Annotated in this window: 28 protein-coding genes and 2 tRNA genes; 19 read left to right on the top strand and 11 right to left on the bottom strand. The window is 60.1% G+C overall.

Annotated elements, in window-relative coordinates; all coding sequences use genetic code 11:
* Positions 1 to 7: 7 nt before the first annotated feature.
* Complete coding sequence (locus tag GM79_RS06900) at positions 8 to 1096, bottom strand: DUF5700 domain-containing putative Zn-dependent protease (RefSeq protein WP_035561276.1); 1089 nt, start codon at positions 1094 to 1096, stop codon at positions 8 to 10.
* A 139-nt stretch (positions 1097 to 1235) separates the two neighbouring features.
* On the opposite strand from GM79_RS06900, the gene GM79_RS06895 reads away from it, so the two are divergent.
* Positions 1236 to 1709, top strand: coding sequence for a hypothetical protein (locus GM79_RS06895; protein ID WP_035561273.1), 474 nt, complete (start codon positions 1236 to 1238; stop codon positions 1707 to 1709).
* Between the two features lie 51 nt (positions 1710 to 1760).
* On the opposite strand, the gene GM79_RS06890 is transcribed toward GM79_RS06895, so the two are convergent.
* Together GM79_RS06890 and GM79_RS06885 are read right to left on the bottom strand one after the other, a co-directional pair.
* Positions 1761 to 2051 (bottom strand): hypothetical protein, encoded by a 291-nt coding sequence (locus tag GM79_RS06890; protein ID WP_035561270.1) that lies wholly within the window; start codon positions 2049 to 2051, stop codon positions 1761 to 1763.
* Positions 2048 to 2695 carry a sigma-70 family RNA polymerase sigma factor gene (locus tag GM79_RS06885; protein ID WP_051718605.1) on the bottom strand — a complete coding sequence of 216 codons (648 nt, stop codon included), beginning with the start codon at positions 2693 to 2695 and terminating at the stop codon, positions 2048 to 2050. Before GM79_RS06885 ends, GM79_RS06890 begins: the two co-directional genes overlap by 4 nt.
* A gap of 271 nt (positions 2696 to 2966) precedes the next feature.
* Between GM79_RS06885 and GM79_RS06880 the strand changes: the two genes are divergently transcribed.
* From GM79_RS06880 to GM79_RS06860, 5 genes are all read left to right on the top strand, one after another.
* Positions 2967 to 3764: a DUF1223 domain-containing protein gene (locus tag GM79_RS06880; RefSeq protein WP_051718604.1), complete on the top strand. Its 798-nt coding sequence runs from the start codon at positions 2967 to 2969 to the stop codon at positions 3762 to 3764.
* Positions 3765 to 3912: 148 nt separating this feature from the next.
* Positions 3913 to 4377 (top strand): hypothetical protein, encoded by a 465-nt coding sequence (locus GM79_RS06875; protein WP_152559879.1) that lies wholly within the window; start codon positions 3913 to 3915, stop codon positions 4375 to 4377.
* A 70-nt stretch (positions 4378 to 4447) separates the two neighbouring features.
* Complete coding sequence (locus tag GM79_RS06870) at positions 4448 to 5251, top strand: hypothetical protein (RefSeq protein WP_152559878.1); 804 nt, start codon at positions 4448 to 4450, stop codon at positions 5249 to 5251.
* Between the two features lie 133 nt (positions 5252 to 5384).
* Positions 5385 to 7160 carry an ABC transporter ATP-binding protein gene (locus GM79_RS06865; protein ID WP_035561263.1) on the top strand — a complete coding sequence of 592 codons (1776 nt, stop codon included), beginning with the start codon at positions 5385 to 5387 and terminating at the stop codon, positions 7158 to 7160.
* A gap of 86 nt (positions 7161 to 7246) precedes the next feature.
* A complete protein-coding gene (locus GM79_RS06860; RefSeq protein WP_035561260.1) occupies positions 7247 to 7765 on the top strand; it encodes a hypothetical protein in 519 nt (172 codons plus the stop codon).
* A 76-nt stretch (positions 7766 to 7841) separates the two neighbouring features.
* Here the strand turns inward: GM79_RS06860 and GM79_RS06855 are convergent, their stop codons facing one another.
* The 3 genes from GM79_RS06855 to GM79_RS06845 all read right to left on the bottom strand — a co-directional run bounded on the left by GM79_RS06855 (position 7842) and on the right by GM79_RS06845 (position 8944).
* The gene (locus tag GM79_RS06855) at positions 7842 to 8474 is read right to left on the bottom strand and encodes an outer membrane beta-barrel protein (protein WP_035561257.1); all 633 of its coding nucleotides are present in this window, start codon (positions 8472 to 8474) and stop codon (positions 7842 to 7844) included.
* A gap of 216 nt (positions 8475 to 8690) precedes the next feature.
* Positions 8691 to 8764: transfer RNA gene (locus GM79_RS06850), tRNA-Pro, on the bottom strand.
* Between the two features lie 106 nt (positions 8765 to 8870).
* Positions 8871 to 8944: transfer RNA gene (locus GM79_RS06845), tRNA-Pro, on the bottom strand.
* Between the two features lie 189 nt (positions 8945 to 9133).
* On the opposite strand from GM79_RS06845, the gene GM79_RS06840 reads away from it, so the two are divergent.
* The gene (locus tag GM79_RS06840; protein ID WP_035561254.1) at positions 9134 to 9592 is read left to right on the top strand and encodes a T9SS type A sorting domain-containing protein; all 459 of its coding nucleotides are present in this window, start codon (positions 9134 to 9136) and stop codon (positions 9590 to 9592) included.
* 92 nt (positions 9593 to 9684) lie between these two features.
* On the opposite strand, the gene GM79_RS06835 is transcribed toward GM79_RS06840, so the two are convergent.
* The gene (locus tag GM79_RS06835) at positions 9685 to 11469 is read right to left on the bottom strand and encodes an ABC transporter ATP-binding protein (RefSeq protein ID WP_035561304.1); all 1785 of its coding nucleotides are present in this window, start codon (positions 11467 to 11469) and stop codon (positions 9685 to 9687) included.
* Between the two features lie 158 nt (positions 11470 to 11627).
* Between GM79_RS06835 and GM79_RS06830 the strand changes: the two genes are divergently transcribed.
* From GM79_RS06830 to coaE, 8 genes are all read left to right on the top strand, one after another.
* Positions 11628 to 12716 carry a Glu/Leu/Phe/Val dehydrogenase dimerization domain-containing protein gene (locus GM79_RS06830; protein ID WP_035561251.1) on the top strand — a complete coding sequence of 363 codons (1089 nt, stop codon included), beginning with the start codon at positions 11628 to 11630 and terminating at the stop codon, positions 12714 to 12716.
* A gap of 124 nt (positions 12717 to 12840) precedes the next feature.
* Positions 12841 to 14037, top strand: coding sequence for a transcription antitermination factor NusB (gene nusB, locus GM79_RS06825; RefSeq protein WP_035561249.1), 1197 nt, complete (start codon positions 12841 to 12843; stop codon positions 14035 to 14037).
* 94 nt (positions 14038 to 14131) lie between these two features.
* Positions 14132 to 14443, top strand: coding sequence for a YtxH domain-containing protein (locus GM79_RS06820; RefSeq protein WP_035561246.1), 312 nt, complete (start codon positions 14132 to 14134; stop codon positions 14441 to 14443).
* Positions 14444 to 14562: 119 nt separating this feature from the next.
* A complete protein-coding gene (locus tag GM79_RS06815) occupies positions 14563 to 15561 on the top strand; it encodes an isocitrate/isopropylmalate dehydrogenase family protein (RefSeq protein WP_035561243.1) in 999 nt (332 codons plus the stop codon).
* A 137-nt stretch (positions 15562 to 15698) separates the two neighbouring features.
* Positions 15699 to 16208 carry a DUF1573 domain-containing protein gene (locus tag GM79_RS06810; RefSeq protein ID WP_035561239.1) on the top strand — a complete coding sequence of 170 codons (510 nt, stop codon included), beginning with the start codon at positions 15699 to 15701 and terminating at the stop codon, positions 16206 to 16208.
* Positions 16209 to 16226: 18 nt separating this feature from the next.
* The gene (yajC, locus tag GM79_RS06805; protein ID WP_035561237.1) at positions 16227 to 16556 is read left to right on the top strand and encodes a preprotein translocase subunit YajC; all 330 of its coding nucleotides are present in this window, start codon (positions 16227 to 16229) and stop codon (positions 16554 to 16556) included.
* Between the two features lie 3 nt (positions 16557 to 16559).
* On the top strand, positions 16560 to 17303 hold the full coding sequence (locus GM79_RS06800; protein ID WP_035561234.1) for a hypothetical protein: 744 nt from the start codon (positions 16560 to 16562) through the stop codon (positions 17301 to 17303).
* Positions 17304 to 17307: 4 nt separating this feature from the next.
* On the top strand, positions 17308 to 17913 hold the full coding sequence (gene coaE, locus GM79_RS06795; protein WP_035561232.1) for a dephospho-CoA kinase: 606 nt from the start codon (positions 17308 to 17310) through the stop codon (positions 17911 to 17913).
* A gap of 64 nt (positions 17914 to 17977) precedes the next feature.
* On the opposite strand, the gene GM79_RS06790 is transcribed toward coaE, so the two are convergent.
* Positions 17978 to 18298, bottom strand: coding sequence for an ArsR/SmtB family transcription factor (locus GM79_RS06790; protein WP_035561229.1), 321 nt, complete (start codon positions 18296 to 18298; stop codon positions 17978 to 17980).
* Positions 18299 to 18587: 289 nt separating this feature from the next.
* Between GM79_RS06790 and GM79_RS06785 the strand changes: the two genes are divergently transcribed.
* From GM79_RS06785 to GM79_RS06775, 3 genes are all read left to right on the top strand, one after another.
* Positions 18588 to 19817, top strand: a complete 1230-nt coding sequence (locus GM79_RS06785) for a Glu/Leu/Phe/Val dehydrogenase dimerization domain-containing protein (RefSeq protein WP_035561226.1) — start codon at positions 18588 to 18590, stop codon at positions 19815 to 19817.
* 393 nt (positions 19818 to 20210) lie between these two features.
* Positions 20211 to 20954: a TIGR00730 family Rossman fold protein gene (locus GM79_RS06780; RefSeq protein WP_051718610.1), complete on the top strand. Its 744-nt coding sequence runs from the start codon at positions 20211 to 20213 to the stop codon at positions 20952 to 20954.
* A 146-nt stretch (positions 20955 to 21100) separates the two neighbouring features.
* Positions 21101 to 22306 carry an FAD-dependent oxidoreductase gene (locus GM79_RS06775; protein ID WP_081867599.1) on the top strand — a complete coding sequence of 402 codons (1206 nt, stop codon included), beginning with the start codon at positions 21101 to 21103 and terminating at the stop codon, positions 22304 to 22306.
* Positions 22307 to 22310: 4 nt separating this feature from the next.
* On the opposite strand, the gene GM79_RS06770 is transcribed toward GM79_RS06775, so the two are convergent.
* The 3 genes from GM79_RS06770 to GM79_RS06760 form a co-directional block, all read right to left on the bottom strand.
* Positions 22311 to 22970, bottom strand: a complete 660-nt coding sequence (locus GM79_RS06770) for an ABC transporter ATP-binding protein (protein ID WP_081867603.1) — start codon at positions 22968 to 22970, stop codon at positions 22311 to 22313.
* Between the two features lie 139 nt (positions 22971 to 23109).
* Positions 23110 to 23331 carry a DUF2795 domain-containing protein gene (locus tag GM79_RS06765; protein ID WP_035561220.1) on the bottom strand — a complete coding sequence of 74 codons (222 nt, stop codon included), beginning with the start codon at positions 23329 to 23331 and terminating at the stop codon, positions 23110 to 23112.
* A gap of 100 nt (positions 23332 to 23431) precedes the next feature.
* Positions 23432 to 24748 (bottom strand): DUF349 domain-containing protein, encoded by a 1317-nt coding sequence (locus GM79_RS06760; protein ID WP_035561217.1) that lies wholly within the window; start codon positions 24746 to 24748, stop codon positions 23432 to 23434.
* A 286-nt stretch (positions 24749 to 25034) separates the two neighbouring features.
* On the opposite strand from GM79_RS06760, the gene ettA reads away from it, so the two are divergent.
* A complete protein-coding gene (gene ettA, locus GM79_RS06755) occupies positions 25035 to 26699 on the top strand; it encodes an energy-dependent translational throttle protein EttA (protein WP_035561214.1) in 1665 nt (554 codons plus the stop codon).
* Positions 26700 to 26955: the final 256 nt, after the last annotated feature.

Below are 26955 nucleotides of genomic sequence, written 5' to 3'. Positions count from 1 at the left end.
TCACTGCTCATTGATAATTGCTCATTGATAACTGCCGCTGAATGTATTTTCGTTTCAGCTCCTTCAGGTAGCGAATGGAGGTGTCAGAGAAGCGGGGTAGTGGGGTTTTGTCCTTCTTCGCCGCTTTTTGGTAGAGCAGTACGAAGGCGAAAGGATTATCGGACCGGGCCAGCATTGGCTTGTTGTAGCCGTTGCGGACGATGGCGCTCGACATGAAAAAGCCCGGCAGGTGGCCGTTGGAGCCATTGGAGAGCCGACGGTACCAGCGGATGGTGGCGGCGGTTCCGCCGCGCGCCCGCGCCTGAATGGCGGAATCCATGCGCTGAATGAATACCGGGGCCGGAGTCAGGGCCCAATCGCGGATGCCGTGCGGGTCGCCGGGCTGGGCCATGGTCAGGGGCTTGTCAATCTGGTCGGCAATGCCTTCGTTTTGCATGCTGACCAGGATTTGCAGCAGCCCCTCGTCGTCGGGTGCGATGGAGCCGAATTCGCGGCCGGGCTGTAGCTGGTGGTACATCTCGTGGCCTTCCAGCAGGCCGCGCTTCACCTCATTGGCATCGAGCACGGCGCGCAGGCTGTAGAAAATACCTTCCTGCTGCGAGGTCGCATCGTTGCCCAGGGCCACGTAGTACAGGTTGAGTTTAGCTACTTTGGTGCGGTTGGCCGGGGGCAGTTGCTGGTAGGCATACTGGTACATCAGGTCCACGGCCACGCTGTTTTGAGTCAGGCTGGCCACGTAAGTGCGGTATTCGGGCTCCCGCTCCTTGTAGTCGTTCACCATGAGGTAGTACCACACCTTGGCCGCCAGCTTGGCTTGGCGCAATGAGTCGTGGCGGGGCATATACACCACTTCGATGGCCTTGCGGTAGCGCACCAAATCGGCGGCGGAGTAAATGCCGCGCACGTAAATTTTATTGCCCGGAATCTCCAGAAAATCCTGCCAAGCCGCGTCGGTGAGGGGTTTGTCCTGCCGCAGGGCATCCGTCATTTCCCAATACCGCGTCGCGGCATCAACATTAACGGTTTGAGCGCGGCCGGGGCCAGCGGCCAGTAGCAGGACCAGTACAACCAGGGAGCGCCAGAAGAAGGAAGACATCGAAACAGAATAGAAAATTACGGGAGCCTAAAGATGCACCGCGCTGCCCAATGCGCGCCGCTGGCACCAACCGGTAGCCAATGACCCAGCTCGTTGGCCGGCGGGTACCTTTGCGGCTCATCACCTCAAGCAAACTTCCGTGGACAGCCCCGCCCCTACCGTTTTCGACAAAGCCCGCCTGGGGCTATGGACCAGCCTGGAAAAACACTTGGCCACCGTGTACGCGGCCGAAGCTGCGTTTCGGAAGGCGGTGGCATTTGCAGACACGGTGCCCTTTGCTGCCTCTTCGGCTACGGCCGAGCAGCTGGCCGACTACAGCCGGGAGCGCCAGACCCTGCGCGACCTGTTCACGGACGAAACCACGCAGCTCGATACGCTCACCAAGGCCATCCGCACCAAAAATTATTCGGAAGCCGAAAAAAAGCAGCTCTACCTGCTGCTGCTGGGGTACATCGACATCGCGGCGTCCGTGTTTGAGCTGCTTGATTCGCACGCCTCCACCCCGCAAGCCAAGGACGACGAGCTGGCCGAAACCCAGGTCCGGTTTGAGCGGGTCAGACGCTTTGCCCGATTAAACGTCAAAGGGATTTCGGGGCTGCTCACACTTTCCTAATCGGTGGCGGCGACTGGCAGCGCCACGCCCGACCCGAGTACCAGACCAGCTTTATGCGTGATTGTCAGAGCCGGGACCACCGGCGTGGGCATCAACCAGCTGCTGCAAACGACGACGGGCAGCGGCAGGCAGCTGCAAAGTGTCCGGCACCGGGGCCTCAGCGGCGGGCCGCGCCTGCCGCGCCAGCAGGCGGCTCTGCGCCTCGTAGCGCCGGCAGAGCGGGCACAGCTTCAGGTGGGCCCACAGCTGAACGCGGGTTGGGGCAGATAGCCTCTCGTCGGCGCGGCGCTCCAGGAGCAGGGTGGCTTGCTGGCAGTTGAAAAGGAAGAAGGCGTTGCTCATTTTTTTGCTTTGGCGGCGGCCGGGTCCTGAAACCAGTTTTTTTCGAGGCAGCGGCGCAGCTGCAGTTTGGCCCGGTGAACGATGACCCAATAGTTGGACGGGGTGATACGTAATTCCTGACAGATATCTTCGGCCGGCAGCTCTTCTACGAAGCGTAGCACGAACACGGCCAGCTGCTGGGGCGGCAGGCGCTGCTGGCAGCGCTGCAGGATGGCGTGAAATTCCTGCTGTTCCAGGAGCACGTCGCCGCGGCCCTCCTCACTGCCCACCTCCCAGTCCGTGGGGTACTCTTCTTCGCGCCAATGTCCGCCCCGGGCATGGAAAAACCGCGACTCCGGCGCTTCCTCATCGGCGGCAGATGCCAGGGAAACGAAGGGCGAACGGGCTTGCCGGCGGTAGTGGTCAATTATTTTACGCTTGAGAATGGCAAACAGCCACGTGCGCTCCGACGCCTGCCCCCGAAACGAGGGGAGCGCCGCGAGGGCACTCACGAAGGTTTCCTGCACCAGCTCTTCGGCGGCCACGGCGTCCGTCACCCGCCCCAGGGCAAAGCGGTACAGCTCGTCACCGAAGCGGGCCGGCCACTGCCGGGGTTCGGGCGCGGTTACGGGTGTCGCGAGCAGCGCCTTGTCAACATTATCCATAAGCAGGGCAGCAAGTTAGGCTCGGGAAAAGGGAATGCGTCAAGCGGGGTGGTTATTGGCTGCGCCAAAAATACCGCTGCTCCTGCCAGCGCTTATCACTGTTTTGATGTAAAACCGGGCAACATAGTACCGCCGTACAAATCTGCGGCCACCGGCCCGCCCGGCTGTTCACGAAAACCAGACGTTGCGTGTAAGGTGCGGGGCGGGTCGGCGTCCATCCGCCCGTGGCAGCGCCGCCGCCACATTCTTTAACCCACTAAACCCGCCGCCAATGAAACGGTTTGCCTGGGCTTCGCTGCTGCTTCTGGCCGCCGCCGCCGCCGCTGTCCCGATGAGTTCCCGCCCCGGCTACCCGCCGCCGCAGTCCGGCGCGGCCACCCCGCCCGTGCCCGTGGTAGTGGAGCTGTTCACCTCCGAGGGATGCTCTTCGTGCCCGGCAGCCGACGCGGCGCTGCGCGAGATGGAAGCGGCGCAGTCGGTGCCCGGCGTGGAGATTATTGCCCTGGGTCAGCACGTAGACTACTGGAACCGTCTGGGCTGGAAGGACGCCTTTTCCTCGGCCCAGTTCACCGAGCGCCAGCGTTGGTACGCCCAGGGCTTCGGCACGGGCAGCTACACCCCGCAGGCAGTAGTGAACGGCCGCTACGAGCTGGTGGGCAGCCAGCGCGCCGCCCTGCTGGCTGCCGCGACCAAGGCCGCCAGGGCGCCCCGCGCCACCGTGGCCCTGGCCCGCGCCGCCAATGGCGCGCTCACCGTGCAGGTACACAGCCTGCCCACGGGCACCCCAACCAGCACCGTACAGCTGGCCCTCACCGAAACCGGCCTGTCGAGCCAGGTGGGCGCGGGCGAGAATTCGGGGCGTTTGCTGCGCCATAGTGCCGTGGTGCGTTCCCTGCGCGCCCTGGGCACCGTAGCGGCCGACGGCACCTTCGCCGCCACCGTGCCGCTCATCCTCGACGCGGGCTGGAAACCTCAAAACCTCCGGGCCGTGGTGCTGGTGCAGGAACAGGCTTCGCACCACGTGGTAGGCGCGGCCAGCCTGCCGCTCGGCAACGTTGCACTTCGTTAAACCAGCCCCCTGCTTGCCAAGCCACCGGGACCAATGCGCTGCTTGAAATCGATTTCGAGGTCCACACACCTTTTTTGAATAAAAAAAGCCTGAAAGCCAGTTTTTTAATTTTCAATTCTTCATTTTTAATTCTATTCAAACTTGCCTAATGCGTACTACTTATTCTTTGCTCACTTCGGCGCTGCTGGCTTTCTCGCTGGCCTTCAGTGGCTGCAATAAAAAAGCCATCGACCCAACCCCGGCCGTGACCGAAACCGCCAAACCAGTGGCTCCCGTAGAACTGCGCCGCGGCGCGATGCAGCCCCAGGGCGGCGTGCCCAGCACCGGTACCGTGACGCTGGTACGCGACGCCGCCAACGTGGAATACGTGCGCTTTGAGGCCGACTTCCGTACCGATTTCCACACCGGCTCGCTCGGCGTGTACCTGGCCAAATCCGACGGGCTGGTGCGGGTGCAGCGGGCGGCCGACGCCACCAACGTCGTACGCGTGGGCACCATCACCAAGGACGGGGCCCAGACGCTGGCCATTACGGGCAGCGCGGCCGGGTTCTCGCACGTCATCATTCACTGCGACCCGGCCATGTACAATTTTGGTGCGGCGCTAGTGAAGTAGTGACATGAAACGGGTTTTAGCTCTCGACTCCCGCACAGCATTTGGGCCAGCCGGCGCGCTGCTAGGAATTTTGCTGACTGCGGCCCCGGCCCTGGCCGGCGGCGGCTGGACGCGTCAGTACCAAAAAGGCTACGTGAAAGTGGGCCTGACCACCGTGAACACCACCCGCTACCACCCGCTGGCCGGCGGCACTGTGGAAACAGCCCATTTCCGGCAGCAGGTATACAGCGTGTACGGCGAGTACGGCCTGCTCGACCGGCTGGAGGCCACGCTCAATTTCCCGGTGTTTCGGCGGGCTTACTTCCCTACTATCACGCCCGGCCAGGGCGTGGGCGACCCCGAAATCGGGCTGCGCTACGGCGTGCTCACCGGCAAGTGGCCACTGGCTGTGGGCGTGGCCGTGGAAGCCCCGCTGGGCAGCCCCAACGTGTTTGGCCGCGACCCCACCGACCCCAGCATCGTGTTGCGCCTGCCCACCGGCGACGGCGAGTGGAACGTGTGGACCCGCGCCGCGCTTTCGCACACGCTGGGCACGCTGCCGGCCTTTTTCACGCTCAGTGCCGGCTACAACAAGCGCACCGGCGGCTTCACCGACCAGTATAGCTACGGTGGGCAGGCAGGCTACCAGTTTTTCGGAAAAGCCTGGCTAACGGCGAACGTGCGTACCCTGGCCACGGTAGGAACCCCCGACCTCAGCCAGTTTGCGGCCATTGGCCTGGGCGAAGGCGTGGAATATTCCACGGCCGGACTGGGCGCGAGCGTGAACGTGACCAAAAACCTTTCGGCCACGGCCGACTGGGCCACCGGCTTCGGCACCCTGCGCAATGTGTACTCCGGCATCCAGTACACATTTGGGCTGGCCTGGGAGTGGTAGCAGGCCATAACCTTCCTGCCGTGGCCGGGTTGCGGTAGTGGTCGGCAGTGGCGTTTGAACCGGCGCAACGGTCCTAGAGCGCGGGACAATTGCCGGGCCCGCTAACGCCGCAGTCCCGACCTTTGCCCGACTTATGAGTTCTCCTTCTCCCGCTACTCAAACCGGCCAGGTGTTCGACTGGGCCGTGCTGCGCCGCCTGCTGGCGTATGTGCGGCCGTACCGGCGCGTGTTTATTGGCCTGATTTTCCTCACCGTAGCCACGGCCATTCTGGGCACACTGCGGCCGTTTCTCATTCAGCGCATGGTCGATGTCAGCATCGAGCAGGGCGATACCCAAAGCCTCAACGCCATGTTTGGGGTGCTGCTGATATTGCTGGTGGGCCACGCCGGCGTGAGCTACCTCCAAACCTATTACGGCGGCTGGCTGGGCCAGTACATCGTGCGCGACATCCGCACCGACCTCTACCAGCACCTGCTCAAACTCAAGCTGAGCTTTTTCGACCGCACGCCCATCGGCGTGCTGGTGACCCGCAATATTTCCGACGTGGAAACGCTCTCCGACGTGTTTAGCGAAGGGCTGGCGGCGATGGCGGGCGACGTGTTGCAGCTGCTTTTCATCATGGGCTTCATGTTTTACATCGACTGGCGGCTCACGCTCATCAGCCTGTCGGTGATTCCGCCGCTGCTCTTCTCGACTTACGTGTTCAAGGAGAAAATCAAGAAGTCGTTTCAGGACGTGCGCAACGCCGTGGCCAAACTCAATTCCTTCGTGCAGGAGCACCTCACGGGCATGAACGTGGTGCAGATTTTCAATAACGAGGAGCGGGAATTTCGCAAGTTCGAGGCCATCAACAAGGAGCACACCGACGCCCACATTCGCTCGGTGCTCTACTACAGCATCTACTTTCCGGTGGCCGAAGTACTGGGTGCCGTGGGCGTGGGCCTGCTGGTGTGGTACGCGGCCCAGGGCCAGATTGAGGGCACGATTTCGAAGGGTGCGCTCATCGCCTTCATAATGTACAACGCGCTGTTTTTCCGCCCCATCCGTCAGATTGCCGACCGGTTCAACACCCTGCAGCTGGGCCTGGTGAGCACCGAGCGCCTCCTGAAACTGCTCGACAACCAAGACCTCATTGGCAGCACCGGCACCTACGCCCCCGCCGAGCTGCGCGGCGACGTGGAGTTCAAAAACGTGCGGTTTGCCTACAACGAGCCCGATTGGGTGCTGAAAAACATCAGCTTCCACGTGAAGCCCGGCCAGACCATTGCCTTCGTGGGCGCCACCGGCGCGGGCAAAACCAGCATTATCAACCTGTTGAGCCGCTTTTACGACATCCAGGAAGGCAGCATCTGCATCGATGGCCGCGACCTGCGCGAGTACGACCTGAGTCTGCTGCGCCAACAAATCGGAGTGGTGCTGCAGGACGTGTTTCTTTTCGCCGGCAGCATCCGCGACAACATCACCCTGGGCAACAAAACCATCACCGACGCCCAAATCTGGGAAGCGGCCGACCTCGTGGGCGCCCGCCGCTTCATCGAGCGCCTGCCCAACGGCCTCGGCTACCCCGTAATGGAGCGCGGCGCCACGCTCTCAGTGGGCCAGCGCCAGCTCATCAGCTTCGTGCGGGCCATGGTGTACCAGCCCCGCGTCATCATCCTCGACGAAGCCACTTCTTCGGTCGATTCGGAGACCGAAGAGCTGATTCAGGAGGCCATCGAAAAGCTGATGCGGGGCCGCACCTCTCTCGTCATCGCCCACCGCCTGAGCACCATTCAGAAAGCCGATAAAATCATCGTCCTCGACAAGGGCGAAATCAAGGAAACCGGCACCCACGAAGAGCTCCTGCGCATTGAAGACGGCTACTACGCCCAGCTCTACCGCATGCAGTACATCGTTAGTGGTGAGTGATTAATGGCAAGTGGCAAGTGTTGTAGCCTAGAAAGCCGCTTTGTTTTCCACTCCTTTTAATTAACCGTTAACCACTAACCACTAAAATGCGCTACCTCTTTCTCGCCGTCATTCTGCTCACGCTCATCGCGGCCGGTACCTACGTATACCTCGGCGGCACCCGCGAGCCCACCGTGGCCCTCGAAACCACGGTTGCGCCGGTTTACCTGGCCGGCCAGTCCTTCCAAGGGGCGGTCACGGGCGCGGGTTTTGGCGAGCTGTTCCGGCAGGCCAAAGATGCCCAGGCCAGTCTGCAAGGCGACCTGGCCAATCTTTACCTCAACGACCCTGAAACCGCCCGCGATACCGTCACCGCCTTCATCGGCCTCGCCGTGGCCGACACGACCCGGCCCCTGCCCGCTGGCTTCCGCTACCGTGTGGTGCCCGCCGGGCAGCGCGTAATGGCTGCCCGCCTCACCGGCGTGAGCTACCTGCTGGCCCCCAACAAGCTCTATCCCGCCGCCCTCGAAGCCGTGAAGGCGCAGAAACTCACCCAGCGCGGCGACTTTTACCTGGAACGCTTCGGGGTCAACGATGCGTCGGAAGTGTGGGTGGGCGTGAAGTAGAAACCCTATACCAAACGAAAAGCGCTGGTCCTATCAAGGCCGACGCTTTTCGTTTGGGTTCCCCAGAATCGGATTCCTAGCGGCCAAAAAAGTAGGTGCCGCCAAAGTTCAATTGGTTCAAGCCGAAGTTGGCGCCAAACGAGCTGAATTTCCGGTCCGTAGCGCTGTCCTCCAGCCGTGTCTGGTCGTAGCCCAGGAAGCCAATAGAGGCATTGATACCGAACTTAGGCACTGGGAAAAAGATGACGCCCGGCGTAAGGTTCGAATAAAAACCACTGGATTTCACCTCAACAGTAGTGTTTGGCCCAGTGAACTGGGGCGCGGAATTTCGCGTGTAACCGGCGCCCAGCGTGCCCAGCACCCCAAACTGCTCGCTCAGCATCTTGTAGTACTGCACGTAGGGGCCCACTTGAAAGCTCGTGGCAGCGTCTAGGTCATTCGACGACGACTGGCTGAACGTGAGTCGAGACGCCGAGTAGCCCAGATTCAGGCCAATGGCCAGGTTATCGGCAACGAAATAGCCCACGGCCGGCGCAATCTGAAACCGGCTGTTGGTAACATCCACTTGCCCCATACCGAGGTCCTGGCTATCGGTTTGCCGGCTGTAGCCGATGCTGCCGCCCAGCGAAACGGTGCCAGCCGAAATACTTTGGGCTTGCGCCAGGCCGGTGCCAGCGCTGAAAAGCGCCAGCAAAAAAATCTTCTGCATGAAAGTGGTGAATTGGTTAAATGAGTAGAATGAGGGCGCAAAGAAGAGGCCCGCCCCCTTGGTTTGGTTGCATGAAACGCCCGCTTTTTCAATTATTGCCCATTAGCTACCCTATGGCCTCGTGCGTTGAGTTGAAGAATAGCGCCCCGCACCCCCCAAAGCAAAAAAGCCCGCTAAACTCTCGTCAGCGGGCTTTCTGGTGTTTCAAAACTAATGTCGGGGTGGCAGGATTCGAACCTACGGCCTCGTCGTCCCGAACGACGCGCGCTACCGGGCTGCGCTACACCCCGAAAGCAGGCCGATGGGGCGACCCGTTTCTGTTTTTCCAATAATTACGGCCAAAAAAAAGCCTCCGAACTTGGAAGTTCGGAGGCTTTAAGAGCAGCTGCCCTTTCGTCGGAGTGGCAGGATTCGAACCTACGACCTCCAGCACCCCATGCTGGCGCGATACCAGGCTACGCTACACCCCGTTGGTATTGGAGTGACAAAGGTAAGGGCTTTTTCGGAGTTGGTGCAACCGGTGCGCAAATAAAATTTTAGCCGACCGCCAAATTTTCGCGCCCCTGGCACGTCACTTGCAGACCAGCAAGCCGTAACGGCAGCCAGAATTTATTAGCTTTACGCTAGTACCTTTAATCTGGCTCATTCCTATACTCATTATGAAGCACCTATTACTACTCGCTTTGGCCTGCATCCTGGTGCCAGCCGCCGCTCACGCCCAAGCCGCCCCCGCCCCGGCCGCAGCAGTTCCCGAATCGGCCCAGCAGGCCATTTTGCCCAGCGGCGTGGTAGTTGCGGCGGCCCCGGTGGCTGCTCCCGCGCCAGCTGCTAATGCTTCGCTCATCGCCCCGGCACCCGAAACGCCGGCCGCGAATCCCAACGCCATTAAGGTAAAAGCCGAGTCCGCCGCCGGTAAGCTCACGGTAAAAACCGACAACCCCGGCCCCACCCGCGTGGAAGTAACGGACGTGGGCGGCCGGCCCGTCCTCACCCGTACCATGATGAACGGTCAGACTCCATTGGTTTTGAACGTGAGCGAGTTGCCCGCCGGTGCGTACATCGTGCGCTGCACGGCTTACGAGAAAACCGGGATGCGTCGGGTGAAAATCGGGCTGTAGCTTTTCCTCTTTACCAGTCTGGTCCAAATGCGAAGGTGCCGCCACCAGTAATATTACTGGTGGCGGCACCTTCGCATTTGGACCAGACTAATTTACGCTTCTTCAGTTTGGAGCTGGCGCTCGTAGAGGGCGCGGTACAGGCCCTCGGCATCGGCCATGAGGTCGTCGTGGGTGCCGTGCTGCACAATAGCGCCATCGTCGAGCACCAGAATTTCATCGGCTAGCTTCACCGAGCTCACCCGGTGCGAGATGATGAGGCTGGTGCGCTGCGCCATGATGCGCTGCAGGCTACCGAGAATAGCATTTTCCGTTTTGGTGTCCACGGCCGAGAGCGAGTCGTCCAGAATCAGGATTTTGGGTTCTTTTACCAGGGCGCGGGCCATGCTTACGCGTTGCTTCTGGCCGCCTGAGAGGGTGATACCCCGCTCGCCCACTTTGGTGTCGAAGCCTTCGGGAAACGCCAGGATGTTTTCGTACACGTCGGCGTCGCGGGCGGCTTGCAGCATGCGGGCTTCGTCGGGCGCATCGAGGCCGAAATTGATGTTGTTGCGAATCGAATCGGAGAAGAGAAAAACGTCCTGCGGCACGTAGCCGATTTGGCCGCGCAGGGCGCGCAGGGAATAGTCGCGCACGTCGGTGCCGTCGATGCTGATGGCGCCGGCGGAGACGTCATACAGGCGGCAGAGCAGCGCGGCAATGGTGCTTTTGCCCGAGCCGGTGTTGCCGATAACAGCCAGCGTTTGCCCTGGCCGCACCCGAAAGCTGACGTCGCGCAGGGCCTGAATTCCGGTGTCGGGGTAGGTGAAGGACACGTTCTCGAACACGATATCGCCGGCCAGCTCACGCTGCACGTTCTGGCGGGAAACAATTTCGGTTTTCTGGTCCAGAAACTCGTTGATGCGGGCCTGCGAGGCTTCGGCCCGCTGCACCAGCGACGACGTCCAGCCCAGCGCCGTGACGGGCCAGGTCAGCAGGTTCACGTAAATCAGGAACTCGGCAATGGTGCCCGTGGTGATGGTGCCTCGGATAACTTCCTGGCCGCCCACCCACACGGTAATGAGCGAGCTCAAACCCACCAGGAATAGAATGAGCGGAAAAAACAGCGAGTTCACGAAATTCAAACTCAGCGACTTTTCCTTATAGTCGTTGCTGGCACTGGTGAACTGCGCGTGCGAATCGGCCTCGCGCACAAAGGATTTCAGCACCCGAATGCCCGAAAAAGCCTCCTGCACGAAGGTGGTCATGCCAGAAAGCGCTTTCTGGATTTCGTCGGACTTCCGCTCAATTAAATTATTGACATAGAAGATGCTAACCGAGAGCACCGGCAGCGGCAGCAGGGTATATAGCGTCAGCTTCACGTTCACCATGAGCATGAGCGGCACGATAAGCAGGAACAGCAGCACCAACTGCAGGAAGTACATGATGGCCGGCCCGAGGTACATGCGCACGCGGCTCACGTCCTCGGAAATGCGCGACATGAGGTCGCCGGTGCTGTGGCGGCGATAGAAGCTCAGCGGCAGGCTCTGGTAATGCTGGTAAATCTGGTTTTTCTGGTCGTTTTCGATGTGGCGCGACATCACGATGAGCGTCTGGCGCATGAAAAACAGGAAAATGCCCCGCAGCAAAGCCAGCCCGATAATGAGCATGCCGTAGAACAGCACGTTGCGCCCGAACAGCTGGTACACGCTGCTTTGGGCCTGGGTGCCGGCGTAGAGGTGGTAGAGGTCGATGCCCTCATTCACCAAATCGAAGGCGTAGCGCACCAGCTGGGCCGGGAAAATGGCCAGCAACGTACTGAGCCCCACAAACAACACGCCCGCCAGGAAATGCCATTTGTAACGGAAAATGAACGGGTTAACGGCGTTAAGAGCGCGCACAGGCAAGGGTTGAAAGAGGCCGGTTTGGGAAAATAGCGGTACTTTTGCGGCCTGAAAGAGTAGCGCAGGCTTTTGCTTACGCTACAACTCAACAAAGTTACGCCGCACTGTTCCCAACCCATCCTTTTCCAAATTCCCACCACGCTCAATCCCTTCCCATGATTGAAACTCAAATCCTGGCCCCTGAGGTCATTTTCGGCCAGATTGCCGAGCACCAGCACGAACAAGTCGTGTTTTGCCACGACCACGAAACCGGTCTGAAAGCCATTATCGGCATTCACAATACCGCGCTCGGCCCGGCCCTGGGCGGCACCCGCATGTGGCACTACGCCAGCGACATGGAAGCGCTGAATGACGTGCTGCGCCTCTCGCGCGGCATGACCTACAAGGCGGCCATCTCGGGCCTGAACCTGGGCGGTGGCAAAGCCGTCATCATCGGCGATGTGAAGATGAAGACTGAAGCGCTGCTGCGCAAGTTCGGCCGCTTCGTGAAGAACCTGAACGGCAAATACATCACGGCCGAGGATGTGAACATGACCACCAAGGACATGGAGTACATCCGCATGGAAACCAAGCACGTAGCGGGCCTGCCCGAAAGCATGGGCGGCTCCGGCGACCCCTCGCCAGTGACAGCTTACGGCACCTACATGGGCATGAAAGCCGCCGCCAAAAAAGCCTTCGGCTCCGAGAGCCTGACTGGCCGGACCATTGGCGTGCAGGGCGTGGGCCACGTGGGCACCTACCTGCTCGAGCACCTGCAGAAAGAGGGCGCCAAGCTCATCGTAACCGACTACTACGAAGACCGCGCCCTGGAAGCCGCCGCCCGCTTCGGTGCCACCGCCGTGGGCCTGGAGGACATCTACGACCAGCAGATGGACATTTATTCGCCCTGCGCCCTGGGTGCCACGCTGAACGACGACACCATTCCGCGCCTGAAGTGCCGGGTGGTGGCCGGCTGCGCCAACAACCAGCTCAAGGTAGAAAACCAGCACGGCCCCGAGCTGGTGAAGCGCGGCATCGTGTACGCCCCCGACTTCCTCATCAACGCCGGCGGCCTCATCAATGTGTACTCCGAAGTAGTGGGCACCAGTCGTCAGGGCGCCCTCACGCAAACCGAAAAAATCTACGATTTCACCCTCCAGGTTTTGGCCAAGGCCGACGAAGAAGGCACGCACCCCCAGGCCGCCGCCATCAAGCAGGCCAAGGAGCGCATCGCCAGCGTGGGCAAGGTGAAATCAACGTACTAAAGGAGTTATGAGTTAAAAGTCATGAGTCATGAGTTGGTTGAGACGCGAGTTTGACCGACTCGGCGCTTTCCTACTCACGACTTCTGACTCAGAACTTTTAACTCATAATTCATAACTCAAAAATATGCTCAATCGCCGCCTCCTTCGTATCAAAGTCATGCAGTCGCTCTACTCCTACCACCAGGCGGTGGGAGCTGATTTGATGCTGGCCCAGGACCGCATTGCGGCTGCTTTTGAGCCCGATTTGTCGGCGAAAGAGGCGCCGGACCGCCGCCAGCTCGAAGGCCAGCGCAAGCTCGGCGAAGCGCAGCTGCGCGAGTGGTACAAAACGGGTGTGCTGCCCGAAAAAACCGACGACAAAGCCGTGGACGCGGCCTTGGCCGATGCCATTAGCTACTTCGAAGCACAGGTGAAAAAGGACGGGGCGTTCTACGGCGGCCAGCTGCTGGTGGGCGCCGAGAGCATTCACGACCAATACCTGCACCTGCTCAACCTGCCCGCCGCCCTGCTCGGCGTGATTGAGGAAGAGCAGAGCCGTGAGGAGCGCCGCCGCCTCGGCCCGAGCGAAAATGCGCTGGATGCCAGTCGTTTGCATCAGAGCGCGGCCATTGCCAAGCTCATGGCCAACGAGCAGCTTCAGGCCCTTACCATCCGGCGCAAGCTGGCCTGGGAAGGAGCCGAGGAAGTGGACGCGCTACGCGCAGCCTGGCAGGAAATGAAAGCCGATGGGCCACTACGCGAGTACCTCGGCGGCAAGCCCACCGACGATGCCGTCCTGGACTACGACGCCGACCTGGAAATCCTGCGCCTTTTCTATAAAGACTACGTTTTCAAGGGCGAGGCTTTGCCGCGGCAGTTAGAATCCGATGACCTGAACTGGGAAGAAAACCGGCCTATCGTGCGGAATCTGGTGCTGAAAACGCTGAAAATGCTCCCCTTCGGTGCCGACGAGAAGCAAGAGCTGATGAACCTCTCGGCCAATTGGGCCGACGACCGCGAATTTGCCGAAACGCTCTATAAGCAGACGCTCATTGAGGACGACAAGATGGAGAAGCTCATCGCCGGCTCGGCCCAGAACTGGGATGTGGAGCGGGTGGCCTTGCTCGATAAGATTATTCTGAAAATGGCCCTCACCGAAATGCAGCTTTTCCGCGGCATTCCCGTCAAAGTCACTATCAACGAATACATTGAAATCAGCAAGCTCTACAGCACGCCCAAAAGCAAGCAGTTCGTGAACGGCATTCTGGATAAGCTGGCCACGGATTTGGCGGCCAGTGGCGACATTCGCAAATCGGGCCGCGGCTTGCTCGATAACCAATAGGTTTGTGCGGTAAGCTTACCGCACGCACAACTTCACCGGCCTGCCCGCCGTTGAATCTTCCGACCCTTACTCCCACTTTCTCATTCCGACGACCATGGCCAATAAAACCCTTACCGGCATCTTGTGCTTCGCGGGCGGCGCCCTCACCGGCGCAACCCTTGGCTTGCTTTACGCCCCCGAAACCGGCACCGAAACCCGCTCCTGGCTCAGCTACCAGCTCGAGCGATACCGCTCTGTGCTGGCTGACCTCACCGATAGCCTCGTGACCAGCCGCGACACTGCCGGCCAGTCCTCGGCCAAAGCCGAAGGCCAGCGCGTGATTTCCGACGCCAAATCCAAAGCCGAGCAGCTGCTGGGCGACGTTGACCAGCTTATCAATCAAATTAATTCCCGCAAGGGCGTATAGGTGAAATAGCGAGGTGGCGAAATGGTGAGTTGGTGGTTAAGCCGCGCAGCTAGCGCTACTACAACTGCACTTGCTTCTTCGCTACCTCACTATTTTACCGTTTCACTATCCACTTTCAGATGCACTTAGTAACCCTTATTCCCGGCGACGGCATTGGCCCCGAAATCACCAAAGCCGTAACTGATATTTTTACCGCGGCGCAAGTGCCCGTGCAGTGGGAGGAGCAGAACGCCGGCCAGACCACATTCGACCAGTCGGGCGAGTTGATTCCTGGCGCGCTGCTCAAGTCCTTGGAAAAGAATAAGGTGGCGCTGAAAGGCCCGATTACTACCCCGGTTGGCAAGGGCTTCCGCAGCATCAACGTGACGCTGCGCCAGAAGTACAACCTCTATCAGAACGTACGCCCCAGCAAGACCACGGCCGGTATCAAAACCCGCTACGAGGGCATCGACCTGGTGCTGTTTCGCGAGAATACCGAGGGACTGTACTCGGGCCTGGAAGTGTACGACGAGCGGCTGGGCATTGCCGACTCCTTCAACCGCATCACGAAGGAAGGCTCGCGCCAAATCTGCCGCGCCGCGTTTGCTTACGCCGCCAAGCACGGCCGCAAAAAGGTGACTCTGGCCCACAAAGCCAACATCCTAAAAATGGCCGGCACGCTGATGCTCGACGCCTGCAAAGAAGCCGCCGCCGAGTTTCCGCAGATTGTGTACGAGGATAAAATCATCGATAACATGTGCATGCAGCTCGTGAACAAGCCCGAGCAGTTTGATGTGGTGGTGACGACCAACCTGTTTGGCGACATCCTATCGGACTTGTGCGCGGGCCTGGTAGGTGGCCTCGGCGTGGTGGCCGGCGCTAATATTGGCGATGACATGGCCGTATTTGAAGCCGTGCACGGCTCGGCGCCCGACATTGCCGGCCAGGGCAAGGCCAACCCCACCGCCCTGCTCCGCTCGGCCCTGATGATGCTGCATTACCTTGGCGAGCACGCCAAGGCCGACCAGATTGAAAAAGCGTTGGAAGCAACACTGCTGCATAAGCAAGAGTGCACCGGCGACCTGGGCGGCCAGGCCAGCACCAGCCAGTTTGCCCAAAACATTATTGCCAAGCTCTAGTTCGGCGCTGAAGCGGGGCCGTACTCTTTTTGAAAAGGAACGGCGGCGGGCACTCTCTCCCACACCCGCTTGTTGCCCAGGAAACCTAGTTCCTCCCCAGCCTCTTAGCTAAACGCGTTCCGGCGTGTTTTACCCGTATGAAATACCAGATTTTCCTTGCTGCGGCGCTGCTCCTTAGTGCCTGCAACTCCGACAAAACCACGGAAGTAGGTAGCGCAGGCATGAATGCCGCCGCCACCGATGCTGCTGCCAACCCCACTGTGGACAACCCCAATGTGGTGAGCGAAGACGAAGCACCCAACCCCAACGCACCAGTGATGAAATTCACTGAAACCGAATTCGACTTTGGCGATATCAAGGCCGACAGCAAGGTGCGCCACACCTTCACCTTCACCAACACTGGCAAGTCGCCACTGCTGATTCAGGACGCTGTTGTGTCGTGCGGTTGCACCACGCCCAGCTGGACCAAGGCGCCCGTATTGCCGGGCGCGCAGGGCACCATGGAAGTGCAGTTCGACAGCCGTGGCAAGCAGGGCATCGTCAGCAAGCAAATTGCGGTGCGGGCCAATACCCAACCCAACATCACTACCATTCTCATCAAAGGCAACATCCTGACTGACGGCCCAACGGCAGCCAGTGCGCTTTAAGCTCACACCCCAAACACCATGTTTTTGACCCTACTTTTACAAGCTTCCGGCGGCATGGACTACATGCAGCTAGTCTTCCCGATAGCCATCGGTCTGGTGGTGTATTTCTTCATGATTCGGCCCCAGCAAAAGCGGGCCTCCGATGCCAAAGCTTTCCGCCAGTCGTTGGCCAAAGGCTCCCGCATCGTCACCATTGGCGGCCTGCACGGCCTCGTAATTGACCTCACCGAAGACACGGTGGTAGTAGAAGTGGACCGTGGTACCAAGCTGCGTTTCGACCGCTCGGCCATTGCCCGCGAGGTGGGCACCAAGACCAATGCGAGTGCCGAAGCCATAGCCACCACCTAAGTCATGGACGGGCCACTGAGCAGGGCAGGCCAGCTGGCGGGCTGGTTTGTGCGCCCCTTTGCTGGCCAGGAGCCCAGTTTCTACCGGGCTGTGACGGCGTGCCTCCTGGCGGCCGTCTTTTTCTGGCAGATGAATGCCCTGAACAAAACGTACACCACCCGCCTGGATTATCCGCTGGCGTGGCGCTACGACTCGGCCCGCTACGTGCCCTTACGCCCCCTGCCCGACGCCCTGCCGGTAACGGTGACCGGCCAGGGCTGGCGCCTGCTGCGGGCCAACATGGGCTGGGGCACGCAGCCGGCCGTACTGCGCCCGGTGCCCCTGCCCGGCACCCGCTACCTTCCCGCCGATGTTTGGCGCCGCGGCCTGCAAACGGCTCTTGAAGACGTTCAGGTAACCGAATGGGCCGGCGACACCTTGCGGCTCACCTTCGACCGCTTTGCGACTCGACAGCTTTACCTGGCCCTCCCCCGCGATTCGGCCCGGCTTTTTAGGGCGCGCTTCACGCCGGCGGCCGTTACGTTCAGTGGCCCGGCCAGCTTGGTGAATGCCCTGCCCGACCCTTACATCGTGGTGCCCAAGGCCCTGGCCCGACAGGACGAAGAAACGGAAGTCCAGGTAACCGTGGAGACGCCCTCCCGCGTGCGCGCTTCGGTGCCCTCGGTACAAATGCGCTGGCAAGCCCGAAGCCGCCCGCCCAGCCTGGCGCCCGGCCGTAGACGGCGCTTTTCCGAACCTAACTATTAGTACCATGCTACGCATCGGCATCACCGGCGGAATCGGTTCGGGCAAGAGCATCGTAAGCCGCTTGTTTCACGCCTTGGGTGTGCCCATTTACGACGCGGATACGCGGGCCCGCTGGGTGATGGAAAACGACGCACTGCTACGCCAGCAGCTCACGGCCGCCTTCGGCCCCGATACCTACGATGCCGCGGGGCGGCTCAATCGGCCCGTACTGGCGAGCACGGTGTTCGATAACCCTGTGCTACTGGCCCAGCTCAATAGCTTGGTGCACCCGCACGTGGGCACCGATTTTGAACGTTGGGCCCTGGCCCAACAGGTGGCGGAACAACCCTACGTGCTCAAAGAAGCCGCCCTGCTCTTCGAAGCCGGCTCCTACAAGCAGCTCGACCGCATCATCACCGTGTTTGCGCCGCTGGATGTGCGTCAGGCGCGGGTGCTGCGACGCGACCCGCACCGCTCCCCCACCGACGTGCGGGCAATTATGGCCAAGCAGCTGAGCGAAGAGGAGAAAATGCAGCGGGCCGACTACGTGCTTATCAACGACGACGAGCGGCCGCTGCTGCCCCAGGTGGAAGCACTGCACCGCACGTTTAGCACTGCCCGGCAGGCATAAAAAAAGCTGTTTCCCGCGTGGGAAACAGCTTTTTTTTTGTAATCGTTAGCGTTAATCGGTTCGATTAAAGCTTGCCCGAATAATCTTCGAGGGTGTCAATCACCTTGAGCAGCTGAGGCACGGCCAGCGAGTAGTAAATTTTGGTGCCAATCTTACTGGATTTCAGTACGCCCCGGTCCTTTAGGGTGATGAGATGCTGTGAAGCAATGGCTTGGGGCAAATCGAGCGCCTGGTAAATGTCGGTTACGGACATTTGGCTGTCTTTGCCTTTGGTTTTGCCTAGTAAGTCAACAATAGCCAACCGCTTGGGATGGGAGAGAACCTTGAGCATAGCCGCGGCACGGTCCAACTGTTGCGCATCTACACGCGAATGCAATGGTTTCATGAGTCGATAAAAAGTAAAATGGAAATGGATTAGAAAAGAGGAAAATGATTAGGCCAAGCCGTACAATCTAAAAGAGTAGAACAACCGCAATACATCTGTTTTACGTGGGTAGTTCCTGCTGGTGGTGTGAAACAGTAAAAGGTGCTGATGTTTTGGCAGGAAAAAAATAATTAGTATTTGAAATTTCTGCTTCTACGTCAAATGCAATATTGGGTTTCGGAAGTCCAAGAACTCGCTACCGTACCTTTGGGGCGCTACTTCTTGTCTCCAATACCCCTATTCCCACCCAATGCTCGACCTGCTAACCAAATTTGAAAACAAACGACCTGAAATCGTCTTCGAATGGAAAGATTCCGAAACGGACGCCGAAGGTTGGGTTGTAATCAACTCCTTACGTGGCGGCGCGGCCGGGGGCGGCACCCGCATGCGCAAGGGCCTGGATAAGCGTGAAGTGGAAAGCCTGGCCAAAACGATGGAAGTGAAGTTCACGGTATCGGGCCCGGCCATTGGAGGCGCTAAGTCGGGCATCAACTTCGACCCCCAGGACCCGCGCAAGCGGGGCGTGCTGGAACGCTGGTACCGCGCGGTGTTTCCGCTGCTGAAAAACTACTACGGCACCGGTGGCGACCTCAACATTGACGAGATACACGAGGTGATTCCCATCACCGAAGAATACGGCCTCTGGCACCCACAGGAGGGCGTTGTAACCGGGCATTACCACGCCACCGAACCTCAAAAAATCCAGAAACTCGGGCAGCTTCGGCAGGGCGTAATAAAAGTGGTCGAGGACGCCGCCTTTTCGCCCAATCTGGCTCGTAAATACACCGTGGCCGACCTCATCACCGGCTACGGCGTGGCCGAGGCCGTGCGCCACTACTACCGCCTGTGGCCCCAAACCGACCTGCGCGGGCAGCGCGCCATCATTCAGGGCTGGGGCAATGTGGGCGCGGCGGCGGCTTACTACCTCGCCGGGCAGGGCGTGCGCATCGTGGGCATTATTGACCGGGCCGGCGGGCTGCTGAACCCCGACGGCTTCGGCCTGGAAGAAATCCGGACGCTGCTGTTGAACCGCCAGGGCAATGCCCTAACGGCCGACAACCTGCTTTCCTTCGATGAAGTGAATGAGAAAGTATGGTCCATGGGCGCGGATATTTTTATTCCGGCCGCGTCTTCGCGTCTGGTAGCGCGCCCCCAGGTAGAACAGCTGCTGGCCGGCGGCCTGAAGGTGATAAGCTGCGGGGCCAACGTGCCCTTTGCCGACCCGGAAATATTCTTCGGCCCTACCGGCGAGTTTGCCGACCAGCACGCGGCCGTGGTGCCCGATTTTATTGCCAACTGCGGCATGGCGCGCGTGTTTGCTTACCTCATGGAAACCGGAGCCGAGATTACCGACCAGGCCATTTTTGCCGATACCTCGCGCATCATCGGCGCCGCGCTGGAGCGCACCTACCAGGAAAATGCGCACCCCACCGGCATTGCCCAACGCTCATTCGAAATGGCGCTTCGGCAGTTGGTGTGAAAAGGATGTGGGAAATGTGGATGATGTGAAAATATGAAGAATATGGGAAATGTGGATGATGTGGATGATGTGGATGATGTGGATGATGTGATAGTGGAGATATTCTGAATTGTGATGCTTTACTGGCGCATTTCCCACATCTTTCACATTCAACACATTTCCCACATTCTTTCCTTGTCAGCTTTAATTCGTTATCTTTGACGCCCTGCTTTTCAATCGCCCCTATTTCGGGGCGATTTTGTTTTTAAAGGAATTCCCGAAGAACGTATGTCCACTGAAAAAAAAGAAAAGACCAGCAAGACCAAGGTGTCGGACGACATGTTGAATGCTGGCAGCGGCAAAACCATCAAGCAGCTCAACGTCAACGACGATAAGCTGACGTCCATCAGCGAGATGCGGGAGCAGAGCGGCGGCCACCCCGCCCTGGCCCTGGAAGACGAGCAGCGCCTGCGCAAGGCCCTGGTTGATAAGGACTGGAATGAAATCAAAATCGCCGACAGCTGGCAGATTTTTAAGGTGATGGCCGAGTTTGTGGAGGGCTTCGAGAAGATGTCCAAAATTGGCCCGTGCGTCAGCATCTTCGGCTCGGCCCGCACCAAGCCCGACAACCCGTACTACCAGATGGCCGAGGAAATTGCGGCCAAGCTGGTGCGCCACGGCTACGGCGTTATCACGGGCGGCGGCCCCGGCATTATGGAGGCCGGCAACAAGGGCGCCCGCTCCGAAGGCGGCAAGTCGGTGGGCCTCAACATTGAGCTGCCTTTCGAGCAATCCCACAACATCTATATCGACCAGGACAAGTGCATCGATTTCGACTACTTCTTCGTCCGGAAAGTGATGTTTGTTAAGTATGCGCAGGCCTTCGTGGGCATGCCCGGCGGCTTCGGCACGCTCGACGAATTGTTTGAGGCCATGACGCTGATTCAGACCAAGAAAATCAGCCGTTTCCCCATCGTGCTGGTGGGCTCGGCCTATTGGAACGGGCTGTTTAAGTGGGTAAACGACGTGATGCTGCTTGAAGAAAACAACATTTCGGCCGAAGACATGAACCTGGTGCAGATTGTGGACGACGCCAGCGAGGCCGTAAAAATCATCGACGACTTTTACCACAAGTACCTGTTGTCGCCGAACTTCTAATCACGGATTTAGCCGGATTCTTCGGATTTCACGGATTATTTGTGGCGCTGGCTGAACCAGGGACACCCAAAGCCGCTTCTTCGGGAGCGGCTTTTTTTTGGGGCTAGTTTTGCCGTTCTGCTCCGTTTCCTGTTGTAGTTGACCTTATGCTTGTTCTGCCTGCTATGCCCACCGAAACATTGGAATACGATTACCTTATCGTGGGCGGCGGGGCCTCGGGGTTGAGTTTAGCCTATCACATCGCGCAGGAACCGCGCCTGGCCGGGCAGCGCGTGCTGCTCGTGGAGCCCGACGCGGCCAAGGCCGACGACCGCACCTGGCGCTACTGGGCGGCGGGCGAAACCCCTTTCGCCGCCGTGGAAGGCCACCGCTGGGAACAGCTTGTAGTCCGCGCCCCCGATTTTGAGAAGGTCTTGCGGCTGGCTCCTTACCGCTACCGAATGGTGCGGGCAGGAGATTTTTACGCTTTCGTAGACGCGGCCCTGGCGTCCCGGCCGCAGCAGTTCACGCGGCTGACGGGCCACGTAACTACCCTCGCCGAAGCCGCCGATGGCCACGGCGCCGTGGCTGCGCTGGCCGATGGCCGTCAAATAGCGGCCCGCTACGTTTTCGATAGCCGCTTGCCCAAGCTGGCCCGCGACCCGACCCGCTATCGCTACCTCGAACAGCATTTTCTGGGCTGGGAAATCGAGACGGACTACGACGTGTTCGACCCCGACACGGTGCAGTTTATGGACTTCCGGGTGCCCCAGCACGGCCAGACCCGCTTCGTATACTCCCTGCCCTTCACCCCGCGCCGGGCACTGGTGGAGTTCACCGTTTTTTCGGCGCAGGTATTGGAAAAAGCTGCCTACGAAGCTGAATTACGCATTTACCTGGCCGAGTACCTGGGCGGGCGGCCCTACCGCGTGGTGGCTGAGGAAGGTGGCTCCATCCCCATGACTGACCACCCGCTGCCCGACCGCCTGAGTGCTCACATCCTGCACCTGGGCACCCGCGCCGGGCGCTCGAAGCCCAGCACGGGCTACACGTTTGCCCGCGTGCAGCGGCACACGGCGCGCCTGGTGGCTGCCCTGGCCGCCACCGGCCACCCGCCCGCCGATGCTACCGGCGACCGTTGGCAGTTTGGCCTTTTCGATACGCTGCTGCTCGATATCATGCAACGGCGGGGCGAAGTGGTGCGCGACATTTTCAGCCAACTCTTTGAGCGCAATCCAGTGCAGCGCATTTTCCGGTTTCTGGACGAGGAAACGAGTTGGCTTGAGAATCTGAAAATCATGAATTCGGTGACGCCAGGGCCGTTTATGCGCTCTATCGGGCAGGTGCTGCGAGGCAAGCCGGGCCGCCGCTAGTTCTTCACCCTACCCGGGCCGGCGCTTGCTCCAGGCATTCGCGGGCGGCCTGCACAGTGGCCGGCGAGAGCACGCGCAACTGCGGCTGCGGCTCAGAAAGGTTAAGTAAATACCCACTCAGGCCCGGCAGGTTGTCCAAATCGTGGGTGCTGCACAACACGGTTTTGCGCTGCTCCGTCACCCAGTTGTGCACCAGGTCGAACACCTGGCGGCGGTAATAAACGTCGAGCTGCTGGGTGGGCTCGTCGAGCAGGTACACCTGAGCATCCTGGAGGCTGAGCTGCGCCAGCCACACCAGCTGCTGCTCGCCGCCGGAGAGCTGCGTAAAGTCCCGCGAGGCCAGGTGGGGCACACCCACGCGCGCTAGGGCAGCATCTGCCAAAGCATAATCAGTAGCAGAATAGGCACTCAGCAGGCCGTGGTGCCGGTAGCGGCCCATCACCACCAGCTCGCGCACGGCAATAGCAAAGCCGATGCTGCCGCGCTGCGGCAGGTAGCCCAGCAGGCCGGCTTGGGCGGCGCGCCGCAGCCCGCGCACTTCCTCGCCTAGCAGGCAGGCACTGCCCTGATAGGCCAATTGCCCCGTGAGCACCCGGAAAAGCGTGGTTTTGCCGCTGCCATTGTGCCCCACCACGGCCACGAAAGCCGGTTCGGGCAGGCACAAAAAAAGGTTGCGGACCAGCACCCTTCCGGGGTAGCCCGCAACTAAGTTTTGAATGTCGAGGGTTGAGGGTTGAATGGCCAATTACTCTTCAGCTGAGCTTATATCATTCAACCCTCAACACTTAAACCTCAACACTTCTTTAATACTCGTCTTCGTTGAACATGAAGTCCTCCTTGGTCGGGTAGTCGGGCCACACTTCTTCGATGTTTTCGTAGGGCTGGCCGTCGTCTTCCAGGGCTTGCAGGTTCTCCACCACTTCCATGGGAGCACCCGAGCGAATGGAAAAGTCAATCAATTCGTCTTTGGTGGCGGGCCAGGGAGCATCTTCCAGGTAGGAAGCAAGTTCGAGTGTCCAATACATAGTAAGGAGGATAAAAAAAGGTTGGCGAAGGTAACTGTTTCCGGTCAGAATGCAAGCCGAAAAACGCGTTAAAAGCGACAACGCAAAACCCGGCCCAAGGTTAACCGGCGGCCTGCGCCTGCTGGCTGAATAAGGCAATCAGGTCGTTTTTGGTGCGAATTTTACGCTCGAAGGACCGGATTTTTGTTTGCAGCATCTGCCGGAACGTGTCATTGGCGGCACTGGGGCTGAGCTTGTCGAGGTTGTCGCGCAGCACTTCCAGCTCCTGGTGGTCGTCTTTGAGCAGCTCGCGCAGGGTGGTGGCCCGGAAGCGGGCGCGCTCAGCGGCCGAGGTGATGGGCTCGCCGCCCACGCGCTTGCGCAGGTGGTATTCCAGGGCGCTCAGCTCAAAAATCTTGTCGCAGGCCACCATAAAGCGCTGCCAGATACGGTCCGATTCTTCGCCGCGCACGGTGCCCACCTGCTTCCAGTCGGCCTGCAGGGCCTTGGCCTGATGAATGGCTTCCTGGGGCGGCACCTGCATCAGGGCTTCGGCCCGCTCGGCCAGCACCCGCTTGCGGGCCAGCAGCTCTTCGGCCGAGGCCGGGGCACCGGGGGCGCCCACGGCCTGCTGGGCGGCGATGTGCACCTTGAGCCGCTCGAAGAAATGGTTGTTGGCCGCCCGGAAGCGCGTCCACAGCTCCGACGCCTGCTTTTTGGGCAGGGTGCCGTTTATGTCGCGCCACGCCTGCTGCAGCTGCTTGAGCTGGCGCGAGGTGGTCTCGAACTGGTCGGAATTCTTGAGGTTTTCGGCTTGCTGAATCAGGTCGCGGTAGCGGTTCTGCACGTGCGAGCTCATGGCCTTCTTATCCAATTGGAAAGCCTTGCGTCGGTCGAAAAACACCTGAATGGCCATTTGAAACCGGTGTTCCAGCGCTTCGGCCTGGTCCTTGTCCACGGGCCCGGTTTTGAGCCAGCCCTGACGCAGGTCCTTCACTTTTTCGCTGGCCGAAATCCACTCCACGCTTTCGCTCAGGGTTTCGGCTTCGGCAATGAATCCGAGCTTGGTGGCCAGATTTCTCGCCCGGTTCTGGGCCACGGTCACGGCTAGCGACTCCTCCACCCTGGTAAGCTGGCGGTGCAGGAACTCGAAATCGCCCAGCCCCTCGTAGGTCAGCAGCTGCGCTTTGAGGTGCAGGGCCTTCATCAGAAACGAGCCTTTGTTGTCGCTCGCCTCCATTTTATCGAGCAAATCCTCGACTTTGTCGTGCAGGTCTTCAAAACGGTGCGCGAAATAAAGCAGCGCGGCCTCGTCCGATTCTTTGACCAGGCCTATCTGGCGGGCGGGCTGGCCCAGCACGGGGAGCAGCCACACCCCGTCGGCTTCCACGTAGCCGTAGCGCTGGGCTTCGGCCAGCAAGGGGTCGATTGGTTTCATACTAAGATTAAGCTCGTGGGTAGGAGTATTGAATGCGCGGGCAACCGAAACGTGGAGCGGGAAGGGGTTACAAGTTTACACTAAAAACGTGACGAATTGATGTATTCTAGACGAATGGACCGCTACGGCGGGTGAGAAAGACAATATCCGGGGTAATGAATGGCCGACGAGTGGTGGCAAGGTATGGTTTAGCGGCGCAGCCCTGCCGTTCTTTGCCCTTCAGCTTCGGCGCAACAATGCTGCGGCCGTCGATTTTCTATTTATTACTTCATTCCCAGCAAGCCCCATGAGCGACCAAACCATCATTTTCAGCATGGCCGGCGTGAGTAAGATTTACCCGCCCCAAAAGCAAGTTCTCAAGAACATCTATCTCTCGTTTTTCTACGGCGCTAAAATCGGGGTGTTGGGTCTTAATGGCTCGGGCAAGTCGAGTTTGCTGAAAATTATTGCGGGCGTCGACAAGCAGTTTCAGGGCGAAGTGGTGTTCTCGCCGGGCTACTCGGTGGGCTACCTGGAGCAGGAGCCCCAGCTCGACCCCACCAAAACCGTGCGCGAGGTAGTGGAAGAAGGCGCCGCCGAAACCGTGCGCCTACTCAAGGAATACGACGAAATCAACGAAGCCTTCGGGGCCGAGGATGCCGATTTCGACAAGCTGCTGGAGCGCCAGGGCACCGTGCAGGAACGCCTGGACCAGCTCGACGCCTGGAACCTCGACACCCGGCTGGAGCGCGCCATGGACGCCCTGCGCACCCCGCCCGAAGATGCCATTATCGGCAACCTCTCGGGCGGCGAGAAGCGCCGCGTGGCCCTTTGCCGCCTGCTGTTGCAGGAGCCCGACGTGCTGCTACTGGACGAACCCACCAACCACCTCGATGCCGAAAGCGTGTACTGGCTGGAGCAGCACTTGCAGCAATACAAAGGCACCGTGATTGCCGTGACCCACGACCGGTACTTCCTCGACAACGTGGCGGGCTGGATTCTGGAGCTGGACCGCGGCTCGGGCATTCCATGGAAGGGCAACTACAGCAGCTGGCTGGAGCAGAAAACCGACCGCATGGCCAAGGAGGAAAACTCCGAGAGCAAGCGCGCCAAAACCCTGCAGCGCGAGCTGGACTGGGTGCGGATGTCGCCCAAAGCCCGCCAGGCCAAGGGCAAGGCCCGAATGGCCAACTACGACAAGCTGGCCAGCGAGGAAGCCAAGGACAAGGAGCAGAAGCTGGAGCTATTCATCCCCGACGGCCCGCGCCTGGGCGCCCAGGTAATTGAGGCCGAAGGCATCACCAAGGCCTTTGGCGACAAGCTGCTGTTTGAGAACCTGAGCTTCGCGCTGCCGCAGGGCGGCATCGTGGGCATCATCGGGCCGAACGGCGCGGGCAAAACCACGCTCTTCCGCATGATAACCGACCAGCTGCAGCCCGACGCGGGCACGTTCGAAGTCGGCCCCACGGTGCAGACGGCCTACATCGACCAGCAGCACGACTCGCTGGACGGCAGCAAGTCGGTGTTCGACACCATCACGGGCGGCACCGAAACCATGCTGCTGGCCGGCCGCCCCGTGAACTCCCGCGCCTACGTGAGCAAGTTCAACTTCGGCGGCGGCGACCAGGAGAAGAAGGTGGGCACGCTCTCGGGCGGCGAGAAAAACCGTGTCCATCTGGCCATGACCCTCAAGCAAGGCGCCAACCTGCTCCTGCTCGATGAGCCCACCAACGACCTGGACGTAAACGCCATCCGCGCCCTGGAAGATGCGCTGGAGAATTTCGCTGGCTGCGCCGTCATCATCAGCCACGACCGGTGGTTCCTCGACCGGCTGGCCACCCACATCCTGGCCTTTGAAGGCGACTCAGAAGTCGTCTGGTTCGAGGGTAACTTCACGGACTACGAGGAAGCCAAGCGCAAGCGCCTGGGCGACGTGGAGCCGAAGCGGGTGCGGTATAAGAAGCTGGGGTAACACCAAAAACTACAGAAGAAGGGCCGCTGGATTTATTTCCAACGGCCCTTCTTCTATTTGGTTACTGTGGCTTCGGCCTATTCTGGCTGAAACCCTAGCCAAGCAGCACCGCCTCGTGGCGAAGCTGGGGCAGCTCTTGCAGCACGCCCAGGCCCTGGAGCAGCGCATCGCCGAGAGCCGCCGGCTGGCCGGGCAGCCGCTGCAAACCGAGCTGCGGGAGGCGCTGGCGGGGCCGGGCGGCGCGGCGGCGGCCCCC

This window comes from Hymenobacter sp. IS2118, from assembly GCF_000715495.1.
Classification (GTDB): Bacteria; Bacteroidota; Bacteroidia; order Cytophagales; family Hymenobacteraceae; genus Hymenobacter.
Note: the sequence above shows the minus strand (reverse complement) of the source record. Positions and strands in the feature narration are given on the sequence as shown.

Coding starts and splice junctions, on each gene's coding strand:
- GM79_RS06865 (WP_035561263.1), top strand. CDS start 5,385: ATGAGTTCTCCTTCTCCCGCTACTCAAACCGGCCAGGTGTTCGACTGG.
- GM79_RS06820 (WP_035561246.1), top strand. CDS start 14,132: ATGGCCAATAAAACCCTTACCGGCATCTTGTGCTTCGCGGGCGGCGCC.
- GM79_RS06800 (WP_035561234.1), top strand. CDS start 16,560: ATGGACGGGCCACTGAGCAGGGCAGGCCAGCTGGCGGGCTGGTTTGTG.
- GM79_RS06765 (WP_035561220.1), bottom strand. CDS start 23,331: ATGTATTGGACACTCGAACTTGCTTCCTACCTGGAAGATGCTCCCTGG.
- GM79_RS06900 (WP_035561276.1), bottom strand. CDS start 1,096: ATGTCTTCCTTCTTCTGGCGCTCCCTGGTTGTACTGGTCCTGCTACTG.
- GM79_RS06780 (WP_051718610.1), top strand. CDS start 20,211: ATGCGGGAGCAGAGCGGCGGCCACCCCGCCCTGGCCCTGGAAGACGAG.
- GM79_RS06860 (WP_035561260.1), top strand. CDS start 7,247: ATGCGCTACCTCTTTCTCGCCGTCATTCTGCTCACGCTCATCGCGGCC.
- GM79_RS06840 (WP_035561254.1), top strand. CDS start 9,134: ATGAAGCACCTATTACTACTCGCTTTGGCCTGCATCCTGGTGCCAGCC.
- GM79_RS06875 (WP_152559879.1), top strand. CDS start 3,913: ATGCGTACTACTTATTCTTTGCTCACTTCGGCGCTGCTGGCTTTCTCG.
- GM79_RS06855 (WP_035561257.1), bottom strand. CDS start 8,474: ATGCAGAAGATTTTTTTGCTGGCGCTTTTCAGCGCTGGCACCGGCCTG.
- yajC (WP_035561237.1), top strand. CDS start 16,227: ATGTTTTTGACCCTACTTTTACAAGCTTCCGGCGGCATGGACTACATG.
- GM79_RS06775 (WP_081867599.1), top strand. CDS start 21,101: ATGCTTGTTCTGCCTGCTATGCCCACCGAAACATTGGAATACGATTAC.
- GM79_RS06760 (WP_035561217.1), bottom strand. CDS start 24,748: ATGAAACCAATCGACCCCTTGCTGGCCGAAGCCCAGCGCTACGGCTAC.
- GM79_RS06880 (WP_051718604.1), top strand. CDS start 2,967: ATGAAACGGTTTGCCTGGGCTTCGCTGCTGCTTCTGGCCGCCGCCGCC.
- GM79_RS06830 (WP_035561251.1), top strand. CDS start 11,628: ATGATTGAAACTCAAATCCTGGCCCCTGAGGTCATTTTCGGCCAGATT.
- GM79_RS06785 (WP_035561226.1), top strand. CDS start 18,588: ATGCTCGACCTGCTAACCAAATTTGAAAACAAACGACCTGAAATCGTC.
- GM79_RS06890 (WP_035561270.1), bottom strand. CDS start 2,051: ATGAGCAACGCCTTCTTCCTTTTCAACTGCCAGCAAGCCACCCTGCTC.
- coaE (WP_035561232.1), top strand. CDS start 17,308: ATGCTACGCATCGGCATCACCGGCGGAATCGGTTCGGGCAAGAGCATC.
- nusB (WP_035561249.1), top strand. CDS start 12,841: ATGCTCAATCGCCGCCTCCTTCGTATCAAAGTCATGCAGTCGCTCTAC.
- GM79_RS06810 (WP_035561239.1), top strand. CDS start 15,699: ATGAAATACCAGATTTTCCTTGCTGCGGCGCTGCTCCTTAGTGCCTGC.
- GM79_RS06815 (WP_035561243.1), top strand. CDS start 14,563: ATGCACTTAGTAACCCTTATTCCCGGCGACGGCATTGGCCCCGAAATC.
- GM79_RS06790 (WP_035561229.1), bottom strand. CDS start 18,298: ATGAAACCATTGCATTCGCGTGTAGATGCGCAACAGTTGGACCGTGCC.
- GM79_RS06885 (WP_051718605.1), bottom strand. CDS start 2,695: ATGGATAATGTTGACAAGGCGCTGCTCGCGACACCCGTAACCGCGCCC.
- ettA (WP_035561214.1), top strand. CDS start 25,035: ATGAGCGACCAAACCATCATTTTCAGCATGGCCGGCGTGAGTAAGATT.